A 17,288-nucleotide genomic window follows, 5' to 3' on the forward strand; every position below is an offset into this window, starting at 1 on the left:
CGAAACGGAGCACGCGTGACCCGCAGTGTGTACGTGACCAGCATCGACCGAGGCGACGGCCGCCAGGTCGTCGAACTGGGGGTCATGGAACTCCTGACCCGGCAGGTCGACCGGGTGGGTGTCTTCCGTCCCCTGGTGCACGAAGGCCCCGACCGCCTCTTCGAGCTGCTGCGCGCCCGCTACCGGCTCACCCAGGACCCGGCGACCGTCTACGGCATGGACTACCAGGAGGCGTCCGCCCTCCAGGCCGAACGCGGCTCCGACGCACTGGTGTCGGCGCTGGTCGACCGGTTCCACGCCGTCGCCCGCGACTACGACGTCGTCCTCGTCCTCGGCACCGACTACGCCGACACCCAGTTCCCGGACGAGCTGTTCCTCAACGCCCGCCTCGCCAACGAGTTCGGCGCCTCGGTGATCCCGGTCGTGGGCGGCCGCAGGCAGACCTCCGAGTCGGTGCGCGACGAGACCCGCAACGCCTTCCGCGCCTACCAGACACTGGGCTGCGACGTGCTCGCCATGGTGGTCAACCGGGTGGCCGTCGAGGACCGGGACGAGATCGCCGAGCGGCTCGCCTCCCGGCTGCCGGTGCCCTGCTACGTCCTGCCCGACGAACTCGCGCTGGCCGCGCCCACCGTGGCCCAGATCGCCCACACCCTGGGCGCGAAGGTGGTGCTCGGCGACGACTCCGGGCTGGCCCGCGACGCCCTGGACTTCGTCTTCGGCGGCGCCATGCTGCCCAACCTCCTCGCCGCCCTGACCCCGGGCTGCCTGGTCATCGCCCCGGGTGACCGCGCCGACCTGGTCGTCGGCACGCTGGCCGCGCACAGCACCAACACCCCGCCGATAGCCGGGGTGCTGCTGACCCTGGACGAGGTGCCCGACGACCGCATCCTCACCCTCGCCGCCCGTCTCGCCCCCGGCACCCCGGTCCTGTCGGTGCCCGGCAACAGCTTCCCCACCGCCGAGCAGCTGTTCTCCCTGGAGGGGAAGCTGAACGCGGCCACCCCGCGCAAGGCGGAGACCGCGCTCGGCCTCTTCGAGCGGTACGCCGACACCGCCGACCTCACCCGGCGGGTCTCCGCGCCCAGCAGCGACCGCGTCACGCCGATGATGTTCGAGCACAAGCTGCTCGAACAGGCCCGCTCCGACCTCAGGCGGGTCGTCCTGCCCGAGGGCGGCGAGGAGCGGGTGCTGCACGCGGCCGAGGTGCTGCTGCGCCGGGGCGTGTGCGAGCTCACCCTGCTGGGACCGGTCGACCACATCCGCAAGAAGGCCGCCGACCTCGGCATCGCCCTCGGCGACACCCAGCTGATCGACCCGGCCACCTCCGAGCTGCGCGACGCCTTCGCCGAGAAGTACGCCGCCCTGCGCGCCCACCGCGGGGTCAGCGTCGAGCTGGCCTACGACGTCGTCTCGGACCCGAACTACTTCGGCACGTTGATGGTGGAGGAAGGTTTCGCCGACGGCATGGTGTCCGGCTCGGTGCACTCCACGGCCGCGACCATCCGACCGGCCTTCGAGATCATCAAGACCCGGCAGGAGACCTCGATCGTGTCCTCCGTCTTCTTCATGTGCCTGGCCGACCGGGTCCTGGTCTACGGCGACTGCGCGGTCAACCCCGACCCGGACGCCGAGCAGCTCGCCGACATCGCCGTGCAGTCGGCGGCCACGGCCGCGCGGTTCGGGGTGGAGCCGCGGATCGCGATGCTGTCGTACTCGACGGGTACGTCCGGCTCCGGCGCCGACGTCGACAAGGTGCGCGAGGCGACCGAGCTGGTGCGCGCCCGCCGCCCCGACCTCAGGATCGAGGGGCCGATCCAGTACGACGCGGCCGTGGAGCCGTCGGTCGCGGCGACCAAGCTGCCGGACTCCGAGGTCGCCGGGCAGGCGACCGTGCTGATCTTCCCCGACCTGAACACCGGCAACAACACCTACAAGGCCGTGCAGCGCTCGGCCGGCGCGATCGCGGTCGGCCCGGTGCTGCAGGGTCTGCGCAAGCCGGTCAACGACCTGTCCCGGGGCGCCCTCGTCCAGGACATCGTCAACACCGTCGCCATCACGGCGATCCAGGCCCAGTCCGCCGCCGGGTCCCCGGCCCCGAACGAGAAGGCAACCGCCCAGTGAGCGCCCACCCGTCCCCCACCACCGCCCTGCCCGACGAGCCGAGCTCGGCTGCTCCTTCTCGTCCTTCACATCCTTCTCATCCTTCTCGGGTCCTCGTCCTCAACTCCGGCTCCTCGTCGGTGAAGTACCAGTTGCTGGACATGAGGGACCGCAGCCGGCTCGCGTCCGGCCTGGTCGAGCGGATCGGCGAGCAGACCTCGCTGGTCCGGCACACACCGCTGGCGTCGGGCGGGGGACCCAGGGACGGGGCGGGCGGGAGGACACGCGAGCGGACCGGTCCGGTCGCCGACCACGACGCCGCCCTGAAGGCGATGGCCGAGGAACTGGCCCTCGACGGGCTGGGGCTCGACTCCCCCGAACTCGCCGCGATCGGGCACCGGGTGGTGCACGGCGGGATGCACTTCACCGAGCCGACCGTCATCGACGACGCGGTGCTCGACACGATCGAGCGGCTCATCCCGGTCGCCCCGCTGCACAATCCGGCCAACCTGACGGGCATCCGTACCGCCATGGCGCTGCGCCCGGACCTGCCGCAGATCGCCGTCTTCGACACCGCCTTCCACACCACGATGCCGGAGTCGGCCGCCCGCTACGCGATCGACGTGCAGACCGCCGACGAGCACCACGTCCGCCGCTACGGCTTCCACGGCACCTCGCACGCGTATGTGTCCCGGGAGACGGCCCGGCTGCTCGGGAAGGCGCCCGAGGACGTGAACGTCATCGTGCTGCACCTGGGCAACGGGGCGTCCGCCTCGGCGGTGCGGGGCGGGAGATGCGTGGACACCTCCATGGGGCTGACGCCCTTGGAAGGACTGGTGATGGGTACCCGGTCCGGAGACATGGACCCGGCCGTCATCTTCCATTTGATGCGTGTTGGCGAAATGTCCGCCGACGAGATCGACACTCTTCTCAACAAGAAGAGCGGACTGGTCGGTCTGTGCGGTGACAACGACATGCGGGAGATCCGCCGCCGGGTCGAGGCGGGCGACGAACAGGCGAAGCTCGCGTTCGACATCTACATTCACCGGCTGAAGAAGTACATCGGCGCCTATTACGCCGTTCTCGGACGGGTGGACGCGGTGGCGTTCACCGCCGGGGTCGGCGAGAACGCCGCTCCGGTGCGGGAGGCGGCCGTGGCGGGCCTGACGGAACTGGGTCTGGCGGTCGACGCCGAGCGCAACGGCGCGCGCGGTGACGGGTCGCGGCTGATCTCGCCCGCGGGTGCGCGGGTCGCGGTCGCCGTGGTACCGACGGATGAGGAAATGGAGATCGCCACACAGACCTACGCACTGGCCGGAAAGCGCAATTGAGCAGCGGCTTTCTCACTTGTATCTTCCGCCAGACGGAATATTCCGGAGCGAAACAAACCGATAGGATCGCCCCATGCGCCGTTCCAAAATCGTCTGTACTCTCGGCCCCGCGGTCGACTCCCACGAACAACTCGTCGCCCTGATCGAAGCCGGCATGAACGTGGCCCGCTTCAACTTCAGCCACGGCTCGCACGCCGAGCACCAGGGCAGGTACGACAGGGTCCGTGCCGCCGCCAAGGAGACCGGCAGGGCCATCGGTGTCCTCGCCGACCTCCAGGGCCCGAAAATCCGCCTGGAGACCTTCGCCGAGGGCCCCGTCGAGCTGGTGCGCGGTGACGAGTTCACCATCACCACCGAGGACGTCCCCGGCGACCGGACCATCTGCGGAACGACCTACAAGGGCCTGCCGGGCGACGTCTCCCGCGGCGACCAGGTGCTGATCAACGACGGCAACGTCGAGCTGAAGGTGCTGGACGTCGAGGGCACCCGGGTGCGGACGATCGTCATCGAGGGCGGTGTCATCTCCGACCACAAGGGCATCAACCTGCCCGGCGCGGCCGTGAACGTGCCCGCGCTGTCCGAGAAGGACATCGAGGACCTGCGGTTCGCGCTGCGCATGGGCTGCGACCTGGTCGCGCTGTCCTTCGTCCGGGACGCCAAGGACGTGGCCGACGTCCACCGCGTGATGGACGAGGAGGGCCGCCGGGTGCCCGTCATCGCCAAGGTGGAGAAGCCGCAGGCGGTGGAGAACATGGAGGACGTCGTGATGGCGTTCGACGGTGTGATGGTCGCCCGCGGCGACCTGGCCGTCGAGTACCCGCTCGAGAAGGTCCCCATGGTGCAGAAGCGCCTGATCGAGCTGTGCCGTCGTAACGCCAAGCCGGTGATCGTGGCGACCCAGATGATGGAGTCGATGATCACCAACTCCCGTCCGACCCGCGCCGAGGCCTCCGACGTGGCCAACGCGATCCTGGACGGCGCCGACGCGGTCATGCTGTCGGCCGAGTCGAGCGTGGGCGCGTACCCGATCGAGACCGTGCGGACGATGTCGAGGATCGTCCAGGCGGCCGAGCAGGAGCTGCTCTCCAAGGGCCTGCAGCCGCTGGTGCCCGGCAAGAAGCCCCGCACCCAGGGCGGTTCGGTGGCCCGGGCCGCCGCCGAGATCGCCGACTTCCTCGGCGCCAAGGGCCTGGTGGCCTTCACCCAGTCCGGCGACACGGCCCGGCGGCTGTCCCGCTACCGCGCCGGCCAGCCGCTCCTGGCGTTCACCACGGACGAGTCCACCCGTAACCAGCTCGCGCTCAGCTGGGGTGTGGAGCCGCACGTCGTGCCGTTCGTGAACAGCACCGACGAGATGGTCGACCTGGTCCAGCAGGAGCTGGTCCGGCTCCAGCGCTTCGACGAGGGCGACATCGTGGTGATCACCGCCGGCTCGCCGCCCGGCGTCCCCGGCACCACCAACATGGTCCGCGTCCACCACATGGGCGGCCCCACCAGCTGACCCACCCGCGTGCACGACGCCGAGGGCGCCCCCTGGAGAGGGGGCGCCCTCGGCGTCGTGCGGCTCCCGGAGTGGTCCGGCGGACCCGACGGTTCCTCAGGTGACGTACTGCTGCAGGCCCGGCACGTGCAGGGTTCCGCCGAACTGGCCGGCCTGCTGGACCGTCACGTCGGTGAAGTAGATCAGGGGGATGTTGAGCGGCGGCGGGTTCTCGGGGTCGAAGGTGACCGGGATCAGCCCGAGCAGCTTGCCGGAGATGCGCTCCGTGTACATCACGGTGTCGCCGTCGCGGATGGTGGACATCGACCCCTTGGCCGCCTGCACGTGGTGGGTCCTGCCGATCGACTTGTCCTCGACCGTCTGGTGCAGGTCGCCGATGTCGGTGCCGTCGGAGACGACGTACTTCAGGACCTTCTTGACTTTGCCGCTCGCGGTCCGGACCTCGACGATGCCCTGGTAGTCGGCACCCTTCAGCAGCAGCGAACTGGCGTTCAGGAACCAGGGTTCGTCGGGCAGCGGGACCCTGTTGTCGACCCCGCCCTCGGCGTCGGTGGCCACCGGGCAGTCGTCGGGGTCGGTCGTGGCACTCCCGGCCGGGTCGGACGGGTCGGACGGGCTCGGCGAGGCGGTGACGGGATCCGCCGACTCCGGGGCCGCCGGGGTTTCCGGAGTCTCCGGGGCCGCCGGGGTCTCGACCGCCGTGTCGGCGGCTTCCTCGGCGGTGTCCTTCGCGGCTTCGGTGGTCTTCCCGACGGCCTTCTCGGCGGTCTCCGCCGCGTCCTCGACGGCTTCGGTGGCGGAGGCCGATGGGGTGGGGCTCGGGCTCTCCTCGGCTTTCTTGTCCTTGGGGGTGAAGACGTCTTTGACGGCGTCCCCGATGTCCTCCAGGACGTTGCGCTCGGTCTCCGAGGGCGTGGGCGCGGGTTCGGCCCGGTCGCCGGAGTCCTGCTCGCCCGATGTCGCGGACGGGGCGGGCGCGGGCTCCTCCTCGTCGTCCTTGCCGTCCTTGTCGTCGGAGTTGCCGGAACCCGAATCCGACGAAGGAGCTGAAGAGGACGAGCCGTTGGCCGTGCCCTTGCCCTCGCCCGGGTTCGCGGTCCCGCGCTCCCCGGCGGAGGCCGAGGGGCTCGGCCCCGTGCCGGCGTCGGCGTCGGGGGACGGAGTCACCGTGTCGCTCGCCGAGGCGGACGGACTGGGCGAGGAGGACGCGTCGCCCTCTGTTTCCTCCAGGGCCGCCACGCAGTCCTTGTACTCGTCGGCGGTCAGGCTCCTGGAGTGCGGCCGCTCGTCGGCCTGGGCCAGGGTCGGCGTGAACCCCATTCCCATGAGGAGCGCGGTCGGCATCGCCGCGAAGGCGATCGCCTTCCCCGCAGGCATGTGGAACTTGGTGAGCAGCGGCTTCCTGGGGGCCGCGTGGCGTGGTCCCCTTCTCTCCGGATTCAGGGCCACGGCAGCACTCTGGTCTCGCGTCTCCTCAGCCGACACGGTGCCCCCTGTCGCGGTCCTCGATCCGGGTTCCGTCCGTCTCCCCGAGGTCGCCGTCCTCGTACGGAGGGTGCGGCTGTCCCGCCTCACCACCGGTGCCCTCAGCGGCGCCCTTCCGGGCGTCGTCTCCGGCGGGCCCGCCGGAGGACTCCCGGTGCCCGTGCGCCTCGGCCTGCGGCTTGTCCGGTACCCAGGAGAGGGCCAGCGCACCGCCGATCAGGGCGAGCAGGAAGCCGACCAGGAACCCACCTATGTTGGAGACCACCAGGGACACCAGGGCCAGAAGGATCGACGCCACACCGGCGAAGATCCTGGTGGCCTGCTGGAACCACATGGTCAGACCCAGCGTGACCAGCAGGACACCGATGATCAGAGAGCCCGCGCCGGCGGTCGTCGCCATGGCGATCGACATATGGCCCAGCTTCAGCGTGGCATAGGGGAAGTAAGCGATGGGCACCCCGCCGAGCAGGGTGAACAGGCCCGCCCAGAACGGCCGGTGGCCCCGCCAGTCACGGAATCGCAGACGCAGCCGGGTGAAAGTCTCGGCGCTCTGGACCGGAGTCTCGGCACTCATGGAAAACAGCTCCCTGATCCGGTGGAGTTACATACCGGCTCGGCCTGGGGGTGGAGAAGCCGGAAGGTCTGAGTCTGTGCGTACACCCGGGCACGAAGCACCGGGCTGGGTGTGCGGGGCGGGGAAGCGACCGCTTCCCCGCCCCATCTCGGCCGCTCAGCCGGCCAAGGACGTCTCCGCAGCGGAGTCCGTCAGTAGCACTCCATCTTGGGGTCCCCGCCCAGACGCATCTTCAGGCCGCTGAGCTTGAACGTACCGGCCGTGGTCGCCCACGCCGTCTGCTTGACGTTTCTGAGGTCGGCCTTCTCCGCCTGCTGGGCGAAGCCGCCCGGCAGCGCGTTCTCACCGTCCTTCACCGCGGGACCACGGGTCTTGTCCTGGACCGCAACACCGATGTCGATGTTCTTGAAGGTCGCATCGGCGTCGAGCTGGGCGACGTCGATGTAGAGGTTCTTGGCCTCGACCTTCTGCTGCGCGTTCGGACCCGCCTCGAGACGGAGGTAGATCGTCTTCCCTATGAGGGGAATCTCCGTCTTGACGGACTGGCACATCTTGGTGATCTCGGCACGGTCGAACGACGAGATCGCCACCGGACGCTGGATCTTGGTCTTGCCGTCGGTCGACGTGTAACCGGTGTCGATACCGCCGTACTGGGCGAAGCCCCATCCCTCGAGATGGCTGGCCGTCACCTTGAACTCCTGGCCGGAGACACTGAACGACGCCGCAAGGGCGCCCTGCGCCAGGCTGATACCCACCGCCGCCGTGGCGGCCACGCTGGGCACCATCACCACGGCGAACCGCTTCCATCTGGTCCCGCCACGCACCTGGGACTCCATATTTCCTCCTTCTCGGACGTACATCTCCTGCTCTGACGCACCGTCAACAGACGGGCAGCCGGGCAGGGATGGGAGAAGTGCTACGTCCTCGGGAAGGAGAGCGCCGCGCTCGGCAACGCACGAAGCGCCCGAATCACCGGCGATCACCCCCGAGCGACAACCACTGGTCGCGCCTGACACGCATCACGCACAACCTGCCGGACAGGCTTCGCCGGGTGAGCGAAGACCCCCCTGTCCAAGAACCGGCTCCACTGCCGCCGGCTCTGCTCGGTGGGGACCCAGGAGCGCCCGCGTCCCGACCGGCTGTCGGAGTACGGGCAATGGACCGAGCGTCGCCGATCGTGGTGCATTCTCGCCGCCCGCACAAGGGGGTTCATTACTCGCTGGTAACGGCTGAACAACCGGAGGGCGACCCACCGGCGCCGGACGGCGACCCTCGGTGTCCCGCGGGGGGCGGACAAAACAGTTGACGCCTGGACAGAGTCCGACAGATCAACGTGCGCGACTTACTCGCAGTAACAGCGGCCGCGATTGCCAAGTTTTGGCAAAGCGCGGCCGCAGGGGTCTCCAGTCGGCCAATCTTTCACTCGGGCACCACCGGCCCGGAAACCGCCTCGGACGGCCGGGCAAGGGGCACCGATCCACTCAGAACAGGGCACGCGCCAGCGCTCTGCGCGCGGCGATCACGCGCGGATCCTCGGCCCCGACCACCTCGAACAGCTCGAGCAGGCGCACCCGTACGGCCTCGCGGTCGTCGCCGGCCGTGCGCCCCACCGTCTCGATGAGCCGGCCGAAGGCGTCCTCGACATGACCGCCCACCAGGTCCAGGTCGGCGGCGGTGATCTGCGCCTCGACGTCCTGCGGCTTCCCGGCGGCGTCCGCGCGCACCCGCTGCGGGTCCAGGCCCTCCACCCGCTGGAGCAACTCGGCCTGGGCGAGCCCCAGTTGAGCCTCCGGGTTGCCCGGGTCGTCGGTGAGCACGTTCTTGTACGCCTGGATCGCGCCGCCCAGGTCGCCAGCGTCCAGCGCCCGCACAGCGGCCTCCAGCAAGGCGTCGTACGGACCGACGGGCGCCTCGGCGCCCGACGCGGCACCGCCGCCGCCCGGCACGGCGTCGGGGTCGACGGTGAGCCCGGTCAGACCGAAGCGCTCCTCGGCGACCTGCACCAGCTGGTCCAGGGTCTGGCGGATCTGCGTCTCGCCCGCGGCCCCCTGGAAGAGCGGCAGCGCCTGCCCGGCCACCACCGCGAACACCGCGGGAATGCCCTGGATCCCGAACTGCTGCATCAGCATCTGGTTGGCGTCGACGTCGATCTTGGCGAGCAGGAAGCGCCCGTTGTACTCGACGGCGAGCCGCTCCAGGACGGGGCTCAGCTGCTTGCAGGGCTCACACCATTCGGCCCAGAAGTCGATGACGACCGGGACCTCGGTGGACCGCTGCAGGACGTCGCTCTCGAAGCCGGCCTCGTCGACGTCGATGACGAGGTCGGCCGGGGAGACCGCGCCCCCGCCGCCCTGCCGGGCCGCCTCCGCGCGGGCCTGCTCCGCCTTCGTCTTGGCCTCCTGGGCCGCCTTCACCGCGGCGAGGTCGACGACTCCGCTCATGGACATGTTCCGTGGCTGCATACGTCTATCCTCCCCCGTACCCCGCGTGTCTGTGAAAACGCCGGGAAACCCGGGCGCCCGCGTCCTCTTCGGCACCGGGTCCCCACCCGCGCCAGTGGTCGTCGCTCGAGCGGGCCGGCCGTTCCGTCCGGGCCGCCCACACTTTCGCTACGGGTCGTAGCGTAACGCCCGGCGCGGCGCACGGGCCGGGCCACCCCGGTGATCTCCCTCACGCTCCCCTCACGGCGACACGGGAACCGGCGGATAGGGTCGTGCCCATGCAGAGCAGCGCCAGTCGGTCCCCCGCCACGCGCACCGGACGCCCGCGCAGCGCCGCGGCGGACACCGCGATCCTGGCCGCGACGCGGGAGGCCCTGGTCGAACTGGGATGGTCCAAACTCACCCTGGGGGACGTCGCGAGCCGCGCGGGAGTCGCCAAGACCACCCTCTACCGGCGCTGGGCGGGCAAGAACGAGCTGGTCGTGGACGCGGTCGCCGAACTCTTCGACGAACTCGAACTCCCCGACCGCGGCAGCCTCGCCGCGGACATCGAGGGCGTGGTCCTCCAGCTCGCGGCGCTGCTGTCCCGCCCGGAGGCCAGGTGCGGACTGATGGCGGCGGTCGCGGAGTCCACCCTCGACGAGGCCCTGCGCGAACGCATCCGCACCTCGATCGTCCAACGGCAGAAACGCCTGGTCCACACCGGCCGCGCCCGCGCCCAGACACGCGGCGAACTGCCGCCCGACCCCGACCCGGCCGAGGCGGCCCGCACCGTGGACCTGATCTTCGACATGGTCGCCGGCGCGGTGGTGCACCGCACGCTGGTCAGCGGGCGCCCGGCGGACGAGGAGTGGGTCCACGACCTCACCCACGTCCTCCTCACCGGCCTCACCACCCCCGACCCCGTCCCGTAGCCGGGTTCGGGGTCGGGGTCGGGGCAGGGACTGCGGTCAGAAGCCCGCGGGCTCCGTGTACACCCCCCACTCGTCCCGCAGCGCGTCGCAGATCTCGCCGAGGGTCGCCTCGGCGCGTACGGCGTCCAGCATCGGCTCGATCATGTTGGCGCCGGAGCGGGCCGCGTCGAGCAGGGCGGCCAGGGCGGCCCGTACCGCCGCGTCGTCGCGGGCGGCCTTGCGCTCGCCCAGGATCCGCACCTGCTCGCGTTCCACCTCGTGGCTGACCCGGAGGATCTCCAGGTCACCGGTGACCGAGCCGGTGTGGACGTTCACGCCGACGACCTTCTTGTCGCCCTTCTCCAGCGCCTGCTGGTAGCGGAACGCCGACTCGGCGATCTCGCCGGTGAACCAGCCGTCCTCGATACCGCGCAGGATGCCGGAGGTGATCGGCCCGATGGGGTGCTGCCCGTCGGGGTGCGCGCGCAGCCCCCGTTCCTTGATCTGCTCGAAGATCTTCTCCGCGTCCGCCTCGATCCGGTCCGTCAGCTGCTCCACGAACCAGGAACCGCCCAGCGGATCGGCCACATTAGCGACACCGGTCTCCTCCATGAGCACCTGCTGGGTGCGCAGGGCGATCTCGGCGGCCTGCTCGCTGGGCAGGGCCAGCGTCTCGTCCAGGGCGTTGGTGTGCAGGGAGTTGGTCCCGCCGAGTACGGCGGCGAGCGCCTCCACGGCCGTCCGTACGACGTTGTTGTACGGCTGCTGCGCGGTCAGCGAGACGCCCGCGGTCTGCGTGTGGAACCGCAGCCACTGCGCCTTCTCGCTCTTCGCGCCGTACACGTCCCGCATCCAGCGGGCCCAGATGCGGCGCGCGGCGCGGAACTTGGCGATCTCCTCGAAGAAGTCGAGGTGCGCGTCGAAAAAGAAGGACAGGCCGGGCGCGAACACGTCCACGTCGAGCCCGCGGCTGAGCCCCAGCTCCACGTACCCGAAGCCGTCCGCCAGCGTGTACGCCAGCTCCTGGGCGGCCGTCGACCCGGCCTCACGGATGTGGTAGCCGGAGACGGAGAGCGGCTTGTAGGCGGGGATGCCGGCCGCGCAGTGCTCCATCAGGTCGCCGATGAGGCGCAGATGCGGCTCGGGCTGGAAAAGCCACTCCTTCTGGGCGATGTACTCCTTGAAGATGTCCGTCTGCAGCGTGCCGTTGAGCACGGCGGGGTCCACGCCCTGACGCTCGGCGGCGACGATGTACATGCAGAAGACGGGCACGGCGGGCCCGCTGATCGTCATGGAGGTCGTCACGTCCCCGAGGGGGATGTCGTCGAACAGGACCTCCATGTCGGCGGCCGAGTCGATGGCCACCCCGCAGTGCCCGACCTCGCCCAGGGAGCGCGGGTCGTCGGAGTCGCGGCCCATGAGCGTCGGCATGTCGAAGGCGACAGAGAGCCCGCCGCCGCCGTTGCCCAGGATCATCTTGTAGCGCTCGTTGGTCTGCTCGGCGTTGCCGAACCCGGCGAACTGCCGGATCGTCCAGGTGCGCCCCCGGTAGCCGGTCGAATACAGACCGCGGGTGAAGGGGTACTCACCTGGCCAGCCGATCCGCTCGAACCCCTCGTAGGCGTCCCCGGGCCGCGGCCCGTACACCGGCTCCACGGGATCGCCGGAGAGCGTGGTGAAGTCCGCGTCGCGCTTGCGCGCGGCATCGTACCGAGCCTGCCAGCGACGGCGGCCTTCCTCGATGGCGTCAGCGTCCATACCCTCGAATTTACTAGGACGCCCTAGTAAACGATAGTGGCGCAGGCCAGGACGGGGGACGGGACATCACAGCGGACCGGATACCCTCGACGGCATGAAGAAGAGCGTCTTGACCCGGTACCGGGTGTTGGCATACGTCACCGCAGTCCTTCTGGTTCTGCTGACCGTCGGCGTGATCGGCAAGCGCGTACTGGGCCTGGACGGCTTCGACGGCTTCGTCTCGGTGGTCGGCATCGCTCACGGCTGGCTCTATGTGCTGTACCTGATCTTCGCGTTCGACCTCGGCAGCAAGATGAAGATGCCCGTGGGACGGCAACTGTGGGTGCTGCTCGCCGGAACCGTCCCGACGGCGGCCTTCTTCGTCGAACGCCGGGTGACCCGCGAGGCGGAACCGCTCATCGCGAAGGACACCGACACCACGCCCGCGACAGCCTGACCGCTGACGCGGGGCACTGCCTCACTTCGTGATGTAGTGGCACTGCGTGGCACGCAGCTTGCCGTTGACGAACAGCTTCGCGCAGGCCTTGCCGTAGGTCGGCAGCGTCCGGGCGCCGACCCGGCGCAGCGGGGCGCCATCGCACTCGGCGTGTGCAGCACCCCGCGCGGTCCGGTACGCCCTGCCGTTCGTGTCGGCGTAGGCGAAGTCGATCCGCCAGTTGCAGAACCGCGAGAAGGCCGCGGCGGCACCGACGCAGTCGACGCCCGCGAGTTGGCCGGAGACCCGCTTCCCGGAGCCGTCGATCCTGTGGCTCAGGAAGCAACCGACGGGGACCTTCACCGCGGCACCCCGCACCTCGTAGGTGAAAGTACCGATGGCGGTGGACCCCAAGGCACCGGCGTGCGCCGGTCCCGCCGCGCCCAGGGGGCCGACTGCGGCGAAACCCAGCACAGCGGTGGCGGCCAGCGCACCACGGACAAAACGACGAAGACTCACGCGCGAGCTCCCACCCGAAGGAAACGGACGTCAGCCCTCCGCATGAGAGCCGATCGGCAGGATCTCAGCCGGAGATGAGTGCTTGAGCGTTTCCGCGAGCCGACGGAGAGGAAACCACCGTCAAGTGGTAACCCTCGGCCTGGTGCTGACGGCGTCACTCCTCTGCGAAGTCCCCCGCCGCGAGTCGCAGCGGGCGGAGGACGGCGAAGAGTTCGGCGCATTCCTCGGCGTCGTAGGCGCTGAGGCCGAAGTCCATGGCCATCAGGTCGCGGGTGGCCGCCTCGACGACCTCGCGCCCCTTGTCGGTGATGCTCGCAAGGGTGCCGCGGCCGTCGTTGGGGTTGGGGCGCTTGGCGACCAGACCCGACCGCATCAGCCGGTCCACGGTGTTCGTCACCGATGTGGGGTGCACCATGAGCCGCTCGCCGATCTTGGACATCGGCAGCTCGCCGGACTTCGAGAAGGTGAGCAGCACCAGCGCCTCGTACCGGGCGAAGGTGAGCCCGTACGGCTTGACCACCGCGTCGACCTCGGCCAGCAGGATCTGGTGGGCACGCATGACCGAGGTGATCGCGGCCATGGACGGCACGCTTCCCCAGCGCTGCTTCCAGAGTTCGTCGGCGCGGGCGATGGGATCGAACGAGAGACTGAGCGGCTTCGGCACGCAGCAGACCCTACCGGCCGGTCATATGCCGGTCAGCCCCGTCTCGCCTTTCGGTCCGCGCCGGTGCGTCGTCACCTGCGCCGGACGGCAGTGCCGTCCGGCGGTCCGGCTACTCCGCGCTCCGGGCCAGGTGCCGCTCGACGGTGTCGACCTTGGCGGTGAGGCCGTCCTCGACCCCGGGGCGGAGGTCCGCCTTGAGGACGAGTGAGACCCGCGGGGCGCGTGCCTCGACCGCGGCCACGGCGCGCTTCACGACGTCCATCACCTCGTCCCAGTCCCCCTCGATCGAGGTGAACATGGCGTCGGTGCGGTTCGGCAGCCCGGACTCGCGGACCACCCGCACGGCGTCGGCGACGTACTCCCCCACGTCCTCGCCGACGCCCAGCGGTGTCACGGAGAAGGCGACGATCACGCGCCCACCACTTTCTCGGCGCGGGCACGGGAGGCGATGACCGCGTCCTCGACCTCGGCCTTCAGCCGGCGGTCGGCGAAGAAGCCGCCGGTGGGCAGCACCGACATCAGGAAGTAGAAGGCGGCGGTCTTCAGCGACCACTTGGCGCGGTTCCAGGCGTCGGCCCAGAAGAGCACGTACACGACGAAGAGGAACCCGTGGATCGCGCCCAGCGCCGGGACGGCGTTGAACTCCGTGGTCCGCTTCAGGACCGAGGCGACGAGCAGCAGCAGGAACGAGATCGCCTCGGGGCCCGATACCAGGCGGAGACGGCGGAGGGCACTGGCGGTCTTGATGTCCACGGGTCACCTTCGATGGGAGAGACGTTTGTGAATGCACGCACAAGCGTTTGTCCATTGTGACAAACCCCGTCCGCGATCACCGGAGCGGGGGCGGTCCCTAGGGGAATCTTCCGGGTGCGACTCACCCCACAGGACCTGTCGGCGGAGCGGGGCGGCGGTTAACGTCGCAGATGTGGCGATGTTCCGACTTCAGAGCAGCAAGGTGCTCGTCATCGACATGACCGGGGATGCCGTGAAGGCGAAGAACGGCTCGATGGTCGCGTACGACGGCGAGATGGCGTTCAAGAAGCTCACGGGCGGCGGGGAGGGCATCCGGGGGATGGTGACCCGGCGGCTGACCGGTGAGCAGATGACGGTGATGGAGGTGAAGGGACGCGGAACCTGCTGGTTCGCCGATCGCGCCGCCGACATCAACCTCATCAGCCTCCAGGGGGACAAGCTCCACGTGGAGTCGAGCAACCTGCTGGCGACCGACGGCGGCCTGCGCACCGGGACCGGCTTCACGGGCCTGCGCGGGGCGTCGCAGGGCAACGGGCTGTTCACGACCACCGTCGAGGGGCACGGCCAGGCGGCGATCATGTCGGACGGGCCGGCCGTGGTGCTCCGGGTCGGTCCGCAGTACCCGCTGACCGTCGACCCCGGTGCCTACGTCGCCCACCAGGGGAATCTGCGGCAGTCCCTCCAGTCCGGGGTGACGTTCCGCACACTGCTCGGGGAGGGCGGCGGCGAGGCGTTCCAGATGAGGTTCGAGGGCGACGGGCTGGTCTATGTGCAGCCCAGTGAGCGGAACACGATCGCGGGGGATGTCTGACGTGGGCTTCCGGGAGATCAACTCGAAGGTGGTCGAGGCGACCGTGGCACCCGGCCGGCGGCTGTTCAGCCAGCGCGGTGCGATGCTCGCGTACCGGGGAGAGGTCGGCTTCACGCCCAACATCGCGGGCGGTCAGGGCGGGCTGCGGTCGATGATCGGCCGGCGGGTGGCCGGGGAGGCCACGCCCCTGATGAGCGTCGAGGGCGAGGGCACGGTCCTGTTCGGGCACGGCGGCCACCACATCCAGGTGATCGACCTCTCCGGGGACACCCTGTACGTCGAGGCGGACCGCCTGCTGGCGTTCGAGGGCACGCTGGAGCAGGGCACGGTGTTCCTGGGTTCGCAGGGCGGGGTGATGGGCATGGTCCGGGGGCAGGTCTCCGGGCAGGGCCTGTTCACCACCACGCTCAGGGGGCACGGTTCCGTGGCCGTCATGGCGCACGGGGGCGTGATCGAGATCCCGATCACCCCGCAGCGCCCGGTGCACGTCGACCCCCAGGCCTACGTCGCCCACCACGGCGACGTCCGCAACAGGCTGTCCACCGCGCTCGGCTGGCGGGACATGGTGGGGCGCGGCTCCGGTGAGGCGTTCCAGTTGGAGCTCAGCGGCAGCGGTGCGGTGTACGTCCAGGCATCGGAGGAGAAGCTTTGAGCCCCTACGGATTCCCGGGCGGCGGCCCCGGGCCCGCCCTCACGGTCTTCGACCCGACGACGCTGCCGTCCGACGACAACGTCGACGCCTACACCTTCTGCGTGGAGCTCCGGGGGAGCAAGTGGTTCCTGCAGAAGGGGAAGATGATCGCCTACTACGGCACGATCGAGTTCAACGGCATCGGGCACGGCCGACTCGACCGACTTGTCCGTACGTCGTTCCATTCACCACTGCACGCGAGCGACTGGGTCGTGGCGGAGGGCTCGGGCAAGATGCTCCTCGCCGACCGGGCCTTCGATGTGAATTCGTACGACCTCGAGGACGGCAATCTGACCATTCGCTCGGGCAACTTGCTCGCTTTTCAGCCAAGTCTGTCGCTGAAGCAGTCGATCGTGCCAGGTTTCCTGACCCTCATCGGAACCGGAAAGTTCGTGGCCGTGTCGAACGGTCCGGTGGTGTTCATGGAACCCCCGCTCCGGGTGGACCCGCAGGCGCTGGTGGGATGGGCCGACTGCCCCTCCCCGTGCCACCACTACGACCATGGCTACATGACCGGTGTCCTGGGCGGTCTACGTGCGATGACGGGCCTCGGCGGGGCTTCCGGCGAGGAGCATCAGTTCGAGTTCGTGGGGGCGGGCACCGTGCTGCTGCAGTCCTCCGAGACCCTGATGGCGGAGCAGTCCACGGGGGCCGTTCCGCAGGTGTCGGGGGTGCCCGGCAGCGGGGTTTCCGGAGCGCCCGGACAGAACACGGGGGCACCGCGTCTTCCCGGACAGCTGGGAGACCTCCAGCGTCGCTTCGGGCTGTGAGCGGTAGTCTGCGGAGTGTGACGTCGAACGCGTGCACGCTGCCACTGTCACGGAAACCGTCACTAGTTCGCCTTTCAACTTTTTAGGTAGACTTCATTCATGGAGACCGAGACGGCCACACGCTGGCTGACCAATGCGGAGCAGTGCGCCTGGCGCACCCACCTGGAGGTCAACAGGCTGTTGACGTACCAGCTCGAGAAGGACCTGCAGCCCTTCGGCCTGACAATGAACGACTACGAGATCCTGGTGAACCTGTCCGAGTCGGACGACCGCCGGATGCGGATGAGCGACCTCGCCTCCGCCACCATGCAGTCCAAGAGCCGACTCTCGCACCAGGTCACCCGGATGGAGAACGCGGGCCTGGTCCGGCGGCAGCACTGCGAGTCCGACCGGCGCGGCCTCTTCGCCGTCCTCACCGACCACGGCATGGAGACCATGCAGAAGGTCTCGCCCCACCACGTGGCGTCGGTGCGCCGGCACTTCATCGACCTGCTCTCCCCCGAGGCCCTCGGTGAGCTGGACAAGGCCCTCAAGCCCATCGCGGAGCACCTGCGCGGCCAGCGCGGGCGCCTCTGACCA

General features: G+C 69.8%; 18 protein-coding genes. 9 read left to right on the plus strand and 9 right to left on the minus strand.

Going from position 1 to position 17,288, the window contains the following annotated elements; genetic code table 11:
• The first annotated feature begins 15 nt into the window (after window positions 1-15).
• From pta to pyk, 3 genes are all read left to right on the plus strand, one after another.
• Entirely contained in the window at window positions 16-2,124 is a 2,109-nt protein-coding gene (gene pta / locus DIZ27_RS09965) for a phosphate acetyltransferase (protein WP_109377978.1), read from the plus strand.
• A gap of 26 nt (window positions 2,125-2,150) precedes the next feature.
• On the plus strand, window positions 2,151-3,434 hold the full coding sequence (locus DIZ27_RS09970; protein ID WP_109378099.1) for an acetate kinase: 1,284 nt from the start codon (window positions 2,151-2,153) through the stop codon (window positions 3,432-3,434).
• A 73-nt stretch (window positions 3,435-3,507) separates the two neighbouring features.
• Window positions 3,508-4,935: a pyruvate kinase gene (gene pyk / locus DIZ27_RS09975; protein ID WP_109377979.1), complete on the plus strand. Its 1,428-nt coding sequence runs from the start codon at window positions 3,508-3,510 to the stop codon at window positions 4,933-4,935.
• A gap of 96 nt (window positions 4,936-5,031) precedes the next feature.
• Here the strand turns inward: pyk and DIZ27_RS09980 are convergent, their stop codons facing one another.
• The 4 genes from DIZ27_RS09980 to DIZ27_RS10000 form a co-directional block, all read right to left on the minus strand.
• Complete coding sequence (locus DIZ27_RS09980; protein WP_258308317.1) at window positions 5,032-6,312, minus strand: hypothetical protein; 1,281 nt, start codon at window positions 6,310-6,312, stop codon at window positions 5,032-5,034.
• A gap of 97 nt (window positions 6,313-6,409) precedes the next feature.
• Window positions 6,410-6,994, minus strand: coding sequence for a DUF6114 domain-containing protein (locus DIZ27_RS09985; protein WP_109377981.1), 585 nt, complete (start codon window positions 6,992-6,994; stop codon window positions 6,410-6,412).
• A gap of 191 nt (window positions 6,995-7,185) precedes the next feature.
• On the minus strand, window positions 7,186-7,830 hold the full coding sequence (locus tag DIZ27_RS09990; RefSeq protein WP_109377982.1) for a DUF6230 family protein: 645 nt from the start codon (window positions 7,828-7,830) through the stop codon (window positions 7,186-7,188).
• A 645-nt stretch (window positions 7,831-8,475) separates the two neighbouring features.
• Entirely contained in the window at window positions 8,476-9,456 is a 981-nt protein-coding gene (locus tag DIZ27_RS10000; RefSeq protein ID WP_109377983.1) for a tetratricopeptide repeat protein, read from the minus strand.
• 257 nt (window positions 9,457-9,713) lie between these two features.
• Between DIZ27_RS10000 and DIZ27_RS10005 the strand changes: the two genes are divergently transcribed.
• Window positions 9,714-10,349: a TetR/AcrR family transcriptional regulator gene (locus DIZ27_RS10005; RefSeq protein ID WP_109377984.1), complete on the plus strand. Its 636-nt coding sequence runs from the start codon at window positions 9,714-9,716 to the stop codon at window positions 10,347-10,349.
• A gap of 36 nt (window positions 10,350-10,385) precedes the next feature.
• Here the strand turns inward: DIZ27_RS10005 and DIZ27_RS10010 are convergent, their stop codons facing one another.
• On the minus strand, window positions 10,386-12,086 hold the full coding sequence (locus DIZ27_RS10010; RefSeq protein ID WP_109377985.1) for a methylmalonyl-CoA mutase: 1,701 nt from the start codon (window positions 12,084-12,086) through the stop codon (window positions 10,386-10,388).
• A 94-nt stretch (window positions 12,087-12,180) separates the two neighbouring features.
• Between DIZ27_RS10010 and DIZ27_RS10015 the strand changes: the two genes are divergently transcribed.
• Window positions 12,181-12,522: a DUF3817 domain-containing protein gene (locus tag DIZ27_RS10015; RefSeq protein ID WP_109377986.1), complete on the plus strand. Its 342-nt coding sequence runs from the start codon at window positions 12,181-12,183 to the stop codon at window positions 12,520-12,522.
• 21 nt (window positions 12,523-12,543) lie between these two features.
• Here DIZ27_RS10015 and DIZ27_RS10020 read toward each other — a convergent pair whose 3' ends face one another.
• The 4 genes from DIZ27_RS10020 to DIZ27_RS10035 all read right to left on the minus strand — a co-directional run bounded on the left by DIZ27_RS10020 (window position 12,544) and on the right by DIZ27_RS10035 (window position 14,437).
• Entirely contained in the window at window positions 12,544-13,020 is a 477-nt protein-coding gene (locus DIZ27_RS10020) for a hypothetical protein (protein WP_258308318.1), read from the minus strand.
• Between the two features lie 154 nt (window positions 13,021-13,174).
• Window positions 13,175-13,684 carry a MarR family winged helix-turn-helix transcriptional regulator gene (locus DIZ27_RS10025; protein WP_109377987.1) on the minus strand — a complete coding sequence of 170 codons (510 nt, stop codon included), beginning with the start codon at window positions 13,682-13,684 and terminating at the stop codon, window positions 13,175-13,177.
• A 109-nt stretch (window positions 13,685-13,793) separates the two neighbouring features.
• A complete protein-coding gene (locus tag DIZ27_RS10030; RefSeq protein WP_109377988.1) occupies window positions 13,794-14,096 on the minus strand; it encodes an MTH1187 family thiamine-binding protein in 303 nt (100 codons plus the stop codon).
• On the minus strand, window positions 14,093-14,437 hold the full coding sequence (locus DIZ27_RS10035) for a DUF3817 domain-containing protein (RefSeq protein ID WP_109377989.1): 345 nt from the start codon (window positions 14,435-14,437) through the stop codon (window positions 14,093-14,095). Before DIZ27_RS10035 ends, DIZ27_RS10030 begins: the two co-directional genes overlap by 4 nt.
• A gap of 178 nt (window positions 14,438-14,615) precedes the next feature.
• Between DIZ27_RS10035 and DIZ27_RS10040 the strand changes: the two genes are divergently transcribed.
• From DIZ27_RS10040 to DIZ27_RS10055, 4 genes are all read left to right on the plus strand, one after another.
• Window positions 14,616-15,248, plus strand: coding sequence for an AIM24 family protein (locus tag DIZ27_RS10040; protein ID WP_109377990.1), 633 nt, complete (start codon window positions 14,616-14,618; stop codon window positions 15,246-15,248).
• 1 nt (window position 15,249) lies between these two features.
• Window positions 15,250-15,900, plus strand: a complete 651-nt coding sequence (locus DIZ27_RS10045; RefSeq protein WP_109377991.1) for an AIM24 family protein — start codon at window positions 15,250-15,252, stop codon at window positions 15,898-15,900.
• Window positions 15,897-16,709, plus strand: coding sequence for an AIM24 family protein (locus DIZ27_RS10050; RefSeq protein WP_109377992.1), 813 nt, complete (start codon window positions 15,897-15,899; stop codon window positions 16,707-16,709). Before DIZ27_RS10045 ends, DIZ27_RS10050 begins: the two co-directional genes overlap by 4 nt.
• A gap of 99 nt (window positions 16,710-16,808) precedes the next feature.
• Window positions 16,809-17,285, plus strand: coding sequence for a MarR family winged helix-turn-helix transcriptional regulator (locus DIZ27_RS10055; RefSeq protein WP_109377993.1), 477 nt, complete (start codon window positions 16,809-16,811; stop codon window positions 17,283-17,285).
• Window positions 17,286-17,288 lie beyond the last annotated feature (3 nt).

The organism is Streptomyces sp. NWU339 (genome assembly GCF_003143855.1).
Taxonomy (GTDB): Bacteria; Actinomycetota; Actinomycetes; order Streptomycetales; family Streptomycetaceae; genus Streptomyces.

Excerpts from the sequence above, each read along its gene's own strand:
- pyk (WP_109377979.1), top strand. The coding sequence starts at position 3,508 with ATGCGCCGTTCCAAAATCGTCTGTACTCTCGGCCCCGCGGTCGACTCC.
- DIZ27_RS09980 (WP_258308317.1), bottom strand. The coding sequence starts at position 6,312 with ATGCCTGCGGGGAAGGCGATCGCCTTCGCGGCGATGCCGACCGCGCTC.
- DIZ27_RS09985 (WP_109377981.1), bottom strand. The coding sequence starts at position 6,994 with ATGAGTGCCGAGACTCCGGTCCAGAGCGCCGAGACTTTCACCCGGCTG.
- DIZ27_RS09990 (WP_109377982.1), bottom strand. The coding sequence starts at position 7,830 with ATGGAGTCCCAGGTGCGTGGCGGGACCAGATGGAAGCGGTTCGCCGTG.
- DIZ27_RS10000 (WP_109377983.1), bottom strand. The coding sequence starts at position 9,456 with ATGCAGCCACGGAACATGTCCATGAGCGGAGTCGTCGACCTCGCCGCG.
- DIZ27_RS10005 (WP_109377984.1), top strand. The coding sequence starts at position 9,714 with ATGCAGAGCAGCGCCAGTCGGTCCCCCGCCACGCGCACCGGACGCCCG.
- DIZ27_RS10010 (WP_109377985.1), bottom strand. The coding sequence starts at position 12,086 with ATGGACGCTGACGCCATCGAGGAAGGCCGCCGTCGCTGGCAGGCTCGG.
- DIZ27_RS10015 (WP_109377986.1), top strand. The coding sequence starts at position 12,181 with ATGAAGAAGAGCGTCTTGACCCGGTACCGGGTGTTGGCATACGTCACC.
- DIZ27_RS10040 (WP_109377990.1), top strand. The coding sequence starts at position 14,616 with ATGTTCCGACTTCAGAGCAGCAAGGTGCTCGTCATCGACATGACCGGG.
- DIZ27_RS10055 (WP_109377993.1), top strand. The coding sequence starts at position 16,809 with ATGGAGACCGAGACGGCCACACGCTGGCTGACCAATGCGGAGCAGTGC.